At 63.1% G+C, this 8,754-nt stretch carries 7 protein-coding genes; all 7 read left to right on the top strand.

Annotated features, from left to right (window positions below; genetic code table 11):
• The first annotated feature begins 143 nt into the window (after nt 1-143).
• The 7 genes from olsF to AC1DSN_RS14170 all read left to right on the top strand — a co-directional run bounded on the left by olsF (nt 144) and on the right by AC1DSN_RS14170 (nt 8,527).
• Nucleotides 144-1,853 (top strand): bifunctional ornithine lipid synthase OlsF, encoded by a 1,710-nt coding sequence (gene olsF, locus AC1DSN_RS14140; RefSeq protein WP_477331234.1) that lies wholly within the window; start codon nt 144-146, stop codon nt 1,851-1,853.
• A 268-nt stretch (nt 1,854-2,121) separates the two neighbouring features.
• Nucleotides 2,122-5,391 carry a TonB-dependent receptor gene (locus AC1DSN_RS14145; RefSeq protein ID WP_477331236.1) on the top strand — a complete coding sequence of 1,090 codons (3,270 nt, stop codon included), beginning with the start codon at nt 2,122-2,124 and terminating at the stop codon, nt 5,389-5,391.
• A 295-nt stretch (nt 5,392-5,686) separates the two neighbouring features.
• Entirely contained in the window at nt 5,687-7,084 is a 1,398-nt protein-coding gene (ppnN, locus tag AC1DSN_RS14150; protein ID WP_477331238.1) for a nucleotide 5'-monophosphate nucleosidase PpnN, read from the top strand.
• A 140-nt stretch (nt 7,085-7,224) separates the two neighbouring features.
• The gene (locus AC1DSN_RS14155; RefSeq protein WP_082878993.1) at nt 7,225-7,380 is read left to right on the top strand and encodes a DUF3309 family protein; all 156 of its coding nucleotides are present in this window, start codon (nt 7,225-7,227) and stop codon (nt 7,378-7,380) included.
• 47 nt (nt 7,381-7,427) lie between these two features.
• Nucleotides 7,428-7,562: a hypothetical protein gene (locus AC1DSN_RS14160; protein ID WP_477297252.1), complete on the top strand. Its 135-nt coding sequence runs from the start codon at nt 7,428-7,430 to the stop codon at nt 7,560-7,562.
• Nucleotides 7,562-8,167: a DNA-3-methyladenine glycosylase gene (locus AC1DSN_RS14165; RefSeq protein ID WP_477331240.1), complete on the top strand. Its 606-nt coding sequence runs from the start codon at nt 7,562-7,564 to the stop codon at nt 8,165-8,167. Before AC1DSN_RS14160 ends, AC1DSN_RS14165 begins: the two co-directional genes overlap by 1 nt.
• 87 nt (nt 8,168-8,254) lie before the next feature.
• The gene (locus AC1DSN_RS14170; protein ID WP_063571490.1) at nt 8,255-8,527 is read left to right on the top strand and encodes a hypothetical protein; all 273 of its coding nucleotides are present in this window, start codon (nt 8,255-8,257) and stop codon (nt 8,525-8,527) included.
• Nucleotides 8,528-8,754 lie beyond the last annotated feature (227 nt).

An 8,754-nucleotide genomic window follows, 5' to 3' on the forward strand; every position in this document is an offset into this window, starting at 1 on the left:
GTCCGGGGGTAGGCGCCGTCTACCTCCGGGCATGGGTCGCAGCCCCCACAAGGGGCACTGAGGACGTTCGAAGGTATGAAAATCACGACTCCGCTCCAGTCCCGCACGGTTTGCCCCGTCCGACGTCATAGGGAGCCCAAGTCATGCTGAGCATCGATCAGACCCTGGCCGAGCGTCTGCCCTGGCTGGCCCAGCACCCTCTCATTCGTAAGCCCCTTGTCGGCATGCTGGAAAAGCTTGCCCACGAGAGCCGCTTCAACCAGACACTCGACCACGCCGGTACTGCGCTGGGCTTCGACTTCTGCGAACGCACGCTCGAGTACCTCGGGGTCAGCTGCCGCATCACCGAGCGCGAGCGCGAGAACATTCCCGTCGAGGGGCCACTGCTCGTCGTCGCCAATCATCCACTGGGTATGGTCGACGCGATCGCCTTGCTGCAGATGATCGGCACCGTGCGTCGCGACGTGCGCATTCTGGGTAACGACGTGCTCGCGGCCGTGCCGCAACTCGGCCCCTTGCTGCTGCCCGTGGATGTGTTCGGCAAGGGCGGCGCCTCGAAGATGCGTGGCATCTTCCGTAGCATCGAAGCCGGCGAAGTGCTGGTGATCTTCCCGGCGGGCGAAGTATCCCGCATGGGCGCCAGCGGCGTGCGCGACGGCAAATGGTCGGACGGTTTCGCGCGCATCGCCATGCGCACCGGCGTGCCCGTGTTGCCCGTGCACATCGCTGCGCGCAACTCGGCCATGTTCTACGGCCTTTCCATGCTGGCCAAGCCGCTGAGCACCGCGATGCTTCCTCGCGAAGCGACCTCGGGCAAGCAGCGCGTCGGCTTCCGCATCGGCAAGCTGATCGACGCCGAGGAGATCAAGAAACTCAGCGGCGGTTCGCCTGAGCAGGCCGCCAAGCTCATGCGTCGCCACGTGTATCGCGTGGGCCGCGGCCGCGACCTGGTGTTCGGCGGACAGACGCCGCTGGCGCACCCGGAACCGATCGAGCGAGTGGTTGCCGAACTGGAGAAGGCAGAGTTTCTTGCGGACCTTCCCGATGGCAAGCGCATCCTGCTCATGCAGGGCTCGCAGGATAGTGCCGCGCTGCGCGAGATCGGTCGCCTGCGCGAACTCACCTTCCGTCGCGTCGGCGAGGGCACGGGCAAGCGCCGCGATCTCGACGCCTACGATCCGTACTACGAGCACCTGGTGCTGTGGGATCCGAAGGCGCTGCGCATCGTCGGTTCGTATCGCTTCGGCCACGGCGGCCGGCTCATCGCGGAACGCGGTATTTCGGCGCTCTATACCTCAAGTCTTTTCGATTACTCGCCCGCACTCGAATCGCGCCTGGCGCAAGGTCTTGAGGCCGGGCGCAGTTTCGTCGCCCCGGCTTACTGGCGTTCGCGGGCGCTCGACCATCTGTGGCAGGGCATCGGCCTCTACCTGCAGCGTCACCGGGACCTTCGCTACGTGTTCGGGCCGGTGAGCATGTCGGTCAGCATGCCCCGTGAAGCCCGCGAGTGGATCACGGTGGCGCATCAGCATTTCTTTGGTGTTGAGGGACTTGCCGCCGCTCGCCAGCCCTTTGTCGTCCCCGACGCCACCGACGTCGCGATCCGCGCCGAGCTGGAAGGCCTCGATCCGGCCGCTGGCCTGGGCAAGCTTAAACACCGCCTCGACGCCCTTGGCGTCTCCCTGCCGGTGCTGTACCGCCAATACGTCGATCTGGTCGAGCCTTCGGGCGTCCAGTTTCTTGCGTTTGGCGAAGATCCTGACTTCTCAGGATGCGTCGATGGCCTCGTCATGTTGGATCTGGCTTCGCTGAAACCTGCGAAGCGATCCCGCTATCTCGGTAAATCTGCTTAGAGTTCAAAGAGGTGTGCCTTTCTGGCGCACCTCTAAGAAAAAGTGGTATTTATCTAGTTGGCGTGAAAATGTTACGAATGTGTCATAGAATCGCGTTAAAGTTCGTTTAACAAGAGTCGCCGCCCGGATCAGTTGCGTGACCGGGATCACACCGGCCGAGTCTTTCAAAAATTGGGGATAGCTCTACGACTGTGTCACCCCGGCCTCGCGGCCAGGGACCCTTTCGTGCGGCCAAATTTTCGTTGTAAGTCACAGGGCAGACCATTAGATGAATAGCCGTATCCGCGCCAAACTTCTGCCGTTCGCGATCGCATCGCTGCTCGCGGCACCTGCCTTTGCGCAGGACACTTCTTCCGCCATCAGCGGTCGCGTCCTGGACGCCGGCGGCAAGCCGGTTGCCAACGCCGAAGTGAAGCTCGTCCATGAGCCGTCCGGAACGACCAAGATCGTCCAGACCGATGCCGAGGGCCGGTATTCCGCCCAGGGCCTGCGCGTCGGCGGTCCGTTCGATGTCACCGCCACCAAGGACGGCCACACGGTCGCCCAGCAGGACAACGTGTTCCTGCAGCTGGCGCAGACCAACGCAGTGAACCTCACGGGTGAGCAGGCTGCCAGTGCGAACGCCCAGGCGCTCGAAGGCGTCACCGTCTCCGCCAATTCGCTGTCGCAGACGTTCTCGCCGGACAACAAGGGTCTCTCGACAAATATCTCGAGCAAAGAACTGGAGACGATCCCGACGCCGGGCCGTTCCATCCAGAACGTTGTCCGTCTTGACCCGCGCATCGTCGTTTCCGATCGCGCACGCGGCGAAATCTCCGCCGTCGGCCAGAACAGTCGCTACAACAACATCACGGTCGATTCCGTGTCGGCCAACGATCCGTTCGGCCTGAACGCCAACGGTCTGCCGACCCTCGGCACGCCGATCTCGCAGGACGCGATCCAGGAATACAACATCTCCACCGCGAACTACGACGTGGCGACCCGTCGCGGCGTCGGCGCCAACATCAACGCCGTGACCAAGAGCGGTACGAACGACTTCCACGGTTCGGTGTACTACGCATTCCAGAACCAGAACATGATCGGCGACAACGAGGCCAACAAGCCGTACGCCGGTTTCKATCGCCAGTTCACCGCAGGCGGCACCGTCGGTGGCCCGATCATCAAGGACAAGCTGTTCTTCTTCGGCCTGTACGAGAAGAGCAAGCAGATCGGTTCGGGTAGCCCGTACGGCCCGTCGGATTCCGGCGCGAGGATTCCGGTCAAGAACCTGACCACGGCCCAGCTCAACCAGATTCGCAGCATCGCCCAGGGCCTCGGCCTCGGCGACATTGGCACGGTTGGTGGCGGTAACCAGAACCTTCAGGACAAGCGTTACCTCGGTAAGCTGGACTGGAACATCACCGACAACCACCGCGCCAGCTTCACCTACAGCGAGACCAAGGAGCAGAAGCCCACCATCACGGGCTCTGACACCAAGCTCGTGCTGTCGAGCGGCTGGTACAACACCAGCGTCGACAACAAGTCGTACGCGCTGCATTTCTACGATGACTGGTCGGACATCTTCTCCAGCGACACCACCGTGTCGTACGCCAAGTTTGCGCAGAACCGCACGCCGAACGGCCCGGACATGCCGGACGTCACCGTCTATCCGACCACACTCGCCAATGGCGGCGCGGTGGAGTTCGGTTCGGAGTTCTCGAGCCAGCAGAACGTGCTGAACGTGAAGTCGTGGAACGCCGCATGGGCCGGCTCGCTGTACCTCGGCGACCACACCGTGAAGGGCGGTTTCGACTACGAGAAGGACGATTACTACAACCTGTTCCTGCAGGGCGCCTTCGGTAGCTACACCTTCGAAGAACTGCCGGCCGCGAACGGTGCCAATAATGGCCTCGCCAACTTTGCCAACGGCAAGTACTGGAAGTATTCGTACAACCGTCCGGCCGATGGTCGTAGCCTCAGCGACGTCGCTGCGGCTTATAGCTTGCAGCAGTGGGGCGTGTTCCTGCAGGACACCTGGCAGGCTACGCAAAACCTGTCTGTCCAGTACGGCTTCCGCGTCGACATCCCGCTGATGAACGACAAGCCGCTGTACAACGCGACCTATGCCGCTCCTCAGAACTACGGCCAGACCAATCAGTACAACATCGACGGCCATCGCGTCTTCCAGCCGCGCATGTCGTTCAACTACCAGTTCAACACCGAGCACATGACGCAGCTGCGTGGCGGCGCTGGCTTGTTCGTGACCAACCAGCCGGCTGTGTGGCTGGGTAACATCTTCTCGAACTCTGGCGTGACCCAGACGCAATACGCCTGCGGCCCGACCAATGGCGGCACGTTCCCCTGCACCACCAACCTGCCGGCATTCAGCCCGAACGCTGGCGCACAGAACAATGGTGCCGCGGGCGGGTCGATGACGGTCAATACCGTCACCAAGGACTGGAACATCCCGACCGCCTGGAAGCTCAGCCTCGGCTTCGACAAGGAGCTTCCGTGGTGGGGCCTGATCGCGACGGTTGACTACGAGCACATCGACCAGCGTGATGCCATCTACTTCAAGAACACCAACCTCGGCGCGCCGCAGCGCGTTGCACCGGATGGTCGCGCCAACTATTACTTGACTACGGGTGCTGCCAACTCGACTGGCCAGCGCTCACGCGCCGGTGCCAATTCGAAGTTCTCCGGTAACAACATCGAGCTGGGTAACACGAGCAAGGGCGAAGCGGACAGCCTTGCGCTGTCGATGAAGAAGAACTTCTCCGACGACTGGTCCGGCATGGTCGGCTTCACCTGGACTCGCTCGACGGAAGTCAATCCGGGTACGTCCAGCGTCGCCAGCTCGAACTGGAACAACAACTACGTTCTCAATTCGAACGAAGACAAGGCCAGCACGTCGAACTACTCGACCCCGCGTCGTGTGATCGCCGCCCTGACCTGGCAGCACGCCTTCTTCGGCGACTACAACACCACCGCCAGCGTGTTCTACGACGGCCATTCGGCTGCCCCGTACACCTGGGCCTTCGGCAACGATGCCAACGGTGACGGCCAGACCAACGACGTGGCTTTCGTTCCGAAGGAAGGCCAGGTCGAGTTCAAGCCGGGCACCAACCCGGCGCTGGTGCAGTCGTTCTATAACTACATCCAGAACAACGATTACCTGAAGCACGAGCAGGGCAAGACGGCGCAGCGTAACGGCGACCGTGCCGGCTGGATCAACCAGATCGACCTGAGCTTCCAGCAGGAGATCCCGGGGATTTTCAAGGGTAACAAGGGCATCATCAAGCTCGATATCTACAACTTCACCAATATGCTGAACAAGCATTGGGGTATCGAGAAGCGCGTGAACTTCCCGGGCGGTCGCGGTCTGGCTGACTACGCCGGTATCAACACCGCGACGAACAAGTACATTTACGACATCACGGGTAAGAATTACTCCTCGGGTAATAACTACCAGCCGCTCGCCATCCCGACCTACGTCAACAACAACGATGATCTCGCCCAGCGTTGGTCGGTCCTGCTGACGGTCAAGTACGCGTTCTAAGCCCCGCGCCGATAACCGCGGCGAGCAGCACACGAGGCAACGGATTGCCTCTCAACCGAGAGCCGGCACCTCCAAAGGTGCCGGCTTTTTTTGCAGGAGCCGATTTATCGGCGATAGGGTGCTCGCGCCACGCTGGCACGCTGGCGCGGGATCGCCGATGAATCGGCTCCTACAGGAACGGGCGGTGGCGGGGTGGTCTTGACCCCTACGCCCGCCACGCGTGATCCTAGGCGGTCCGCTCCCGATCCGGAGCGGGGTTCGCCGCTAATTCGCGGTCAGAAGGACGAGTCACACCATGAATGCCAATCAGTTCGGGGAGCCGGTATCCGGCAAGACGGTCAGTGCCCGCGTTTCGCCGGCCGGCGGCCTCGATATCCTTTCCCGCAACGAGGTCGCGCGCCTGCGCGACGCCAGCGGGTCCGGGTTGCACCAGCTGCTGCGCGGCTGCGCACTGGCGGTACTGACGTCGGGCAACCTTTCAGACGATCCGGGCACGATGTTCGGAAAGTATCCGGACTTCGATATCCAGGTGCTGCAGGAAGACCGCGGCATCAAGATCGAGCTGAAGAATGCGCCGGAACAGGCCTTCGTCGACGGCCGTATCATCCGCGGCATCAACGAACTGCTGGTCGCCGTCGTACGCGACATCGTCTACGTGTCGACGCAGCTGGAAGCGGGCGCCTTCGACCTGGACGACAGCGTGGGTATCACGCATGCCGTGTTCGAGATCCTGCGCAATTCGCGCATCCTGCGTCCGCAGATCGATCCGAATCTTGTCGTCTGCTGGGGCGGTCACTCGATCTCGCGCGACGAATACGAGTACACCAAGCGGGTCGGCTACCAGCTCGGCCTGCGCGCCATGGATATCTGCACGGGTTGCGGCCCGGGTGCGATGAAGGGTCCGATGAAGGGAGCGACCATCGCGCATGCCAAGCAGCGTCGCAAGGGCAACCGGTACATCGGTGTGACCGAGCCGGGCATCATTGCCGCCGAGTCGCCGAACCCGATCGTCAACAACCTGGTGATCATGCCGGACATCGAGAAGCGCCTCGAGGCCTTCGTCCGTCTCGGCCACGGCATCATCGTGTTCCCCGGTGGCGTCGGCACGGCGGAAGAAATCCTCTACATGCTCGGCATTCTCCTGCTGCCGAAGAACAAGGGCATTCCGTTCCCGTTGATCTTCACCGGTCCGAAGAACTCGGCGTCGTACTTCGAGCAGATTGACCGCTTCCTGCGGCTGGCGCTCGGCGAAGAGATCGCGACGCACTACAAGATCATCATCGACGATCCGGCGGCCGTCGCCCACGTCATGGTCACCGGGATCGACAAGGTGCGTAATCACCGTCTGGACAACAAGGACGCCTTCTTCTTCAACTGGGCGCTGGATATCCCGCTGCCGTTCCAGCAGCCGTTCCGTCCCAACCACGAGGCGATGGCTGGCCTGGCCCTGCATCGCGACCGTCCGCGTCACGAGCTCGCGGCCGACCTGCGCCGTGCGTTCTCGGGCATCGTGGCCGGCAACGTCAAGGAAGAGGGCGTGCGCGCCATCGAGCAGTTCGGTCCGTTCGTCATCGACGGCGAGCCGGAAATCATGCGTGCGCTGGACGACCTGCTGAAGGCGTTCGTCGAACAGCACCGCATGAAGCTTCCCGGTGGCACAGCCTACGAGCCTTGCTACGTGGTGCGTACGTAAAACTACGTAACGGCGCCGCCCGCGGGCGGCGCCGTTCTTCGAGTTCCTGAACGGGACGCCGAAAGGGCGCCCCGTGCATCACATGTCCTAGACGACCCTCTGCGCGACGATGCACTCCGAGTCCACTGCCGGAGTTACCCATGCTCGTCACCATCCTGCTCGTCATCCTCATTCTTGCCCTCGTCGGCGGCCTCCCCACGTGGGGTTATTCGCGGTCCTGGGGCTATGGTCCGAGCGGCGGCATCGGCGTTATCCTCGCGATCATCCTGGTCTGCTGGCTGCTTGGCGTCTTCTGATCCCCGGCGTCGGGGCGGCCACGTCCCGACGCCCTCTGGAGGAAGTCATGGCTCGACCCCATCGTCCCGTGCCTGACACGGACAAGACGCCTCCCGGAACCTCGCCGCCGCCTTACGACCAGGAGCCGGTCGAGCGCCCCGGTCCCGATCCGGACACCGACGGTGAGCCCCTGGACACGTGATGGCGTTCCGTCGCGCGCGCTGGCCGGGAGACATCCTGCCGCGCTCCTTCTATCAGCGAGACGCGCGTGTTGTCGCCCAGGCACTGCTCAACAAAGTCCTGGCCTGTGCGGACGGGCGGGCAGGGCGCATCGTCGAGGTCGAGGCGTATATCGGTGCCATCGATCCCGCGGCGCACACCTTCCGCGGGAGGACGCCACGCAACGCCGTGATGTTCGGCCCGGCCGGGCACATGTATGTCTACTTCACCTATGGGATGCACTGGTGCGCCAATACCGTCTGCGGCGACGTGGGCGAGGGCTCGGGTGTGTTGATCAGGGCGCTGGAACCGGTGGCCGGCATCGAGCGGATGCGCCAAGCGCGACCGAAGGCGAAGCGCGATCGCGAACTAGGCAGCGGTCCCGCACGGCTGGCCCAGGCCATGGGCATCACCGGGGAGCAGAACGGCATCGACCTGGTGCGCGCGCGGGAGGGTTACACCATCGTCGATGACGGGACGCCGTCTCCGGAGAACATACCCGGCTCGGCCCGGATCGGCATTCGGCAGGGAACGGACCTGCTCTGGCGCTGGCTGGTGGCAGGGAATCCCCACGTCTCCAGACCCTGAATGAGTTCGCAAGATGGCCCCGTCCGGCCCTTGGCTTCGCTACCGGCGGGAGCTAGCCTGCGTGGATACATCGACAGGGAGTTCCTCATGAAGCGCATCGTTGCCGCCATTTTCGCCACTGCCTTGTCCTGCGGCGCCGCCGCCGCGGATACCTTCCGCGTGGGTTCGCAGGTCGTCTCCACGGGAGATAGTGAGGGGCGTCTTCGCGAGGTTGCCGGCAAGCCCGATCGCGAGACGCCGATCGAAGCCCGGGGCGGTGGCCTGCAGGGTTATCGCCTGGAGTACTTCCAGAAGGGCAAATCGGTCCAGGTCGAGATAGTCAACGGACGCGTTCGCTCGATCACGCAGATCGACAGCTGAGCGCCGTCGTCGAGTGGTGATCCCGAGCCGGGATCACCACTCGTGGGGCATCAGCCCGCGGTTTTCTTGGGGCCCTTCAAGGGCGTGCTGCGCGGCGTCTCCGGGAGAGGCGCGGTCCGCTTGTGCGAGTACACGTAGGAAATGAACGCGGCGGATGAGCGATCCGGCGGCGGCGTGTCCACGGACTGGGTGACTGGTTTCTTGGGGGGCATGACCATCGTCTGAGT

The sequence above is a fragment of the Luteibacter sp. P4_D7_3 genome (assembly GCF_056401735.1).

Excerpts from the sequence above, each read along its gene's own strand:
- ppnN (WP_477331238.1), top strand. The coding sequence starts at position 5,687 with ATGAATGCCAATCAGTTCGGGGAGCCGGTATCCGGCAAGACGGTCAGT.
- AC1DSN_RS14165 (WP_477331240.1), top strand. The coding sequence starts at position 7,562 with ATGGCGTTCCGTCGCGCGCGCTGGCCGGGAGACATCCTGCCGCGCTCC.
- olsF (WP_477331234.1), top strand. The coding sequence starts at position 144 with ATGCTGAGCATCGATCAGACCCTGGCCGAGCGTCTGCCCTGGCTGGCC.
- AC1DSN_RS14160 (WP_477297252.1), top strand. The coding sequence starts at position 7,428 with ATGGCTCGACCCCATCGTCCCGTGCCTGACACGGACAAGACGCCTCCC.
- AC1DSN_RS14155 (WP_082878993.1), top strand. The coding sequence starts at position 7,225 with ATGCTCGTCACCATCCTGCTCGTCATCCTCATTCTTGCCCTCGTCGGC.
- AC1DSN_RS14170 (WP_063571490.1), top strand. The coding sequence starts at position 8,255 with ATGAAGCGCATCGTTGCCGCCATTTTCGCCACTGCCTTGTCCTGCGGC.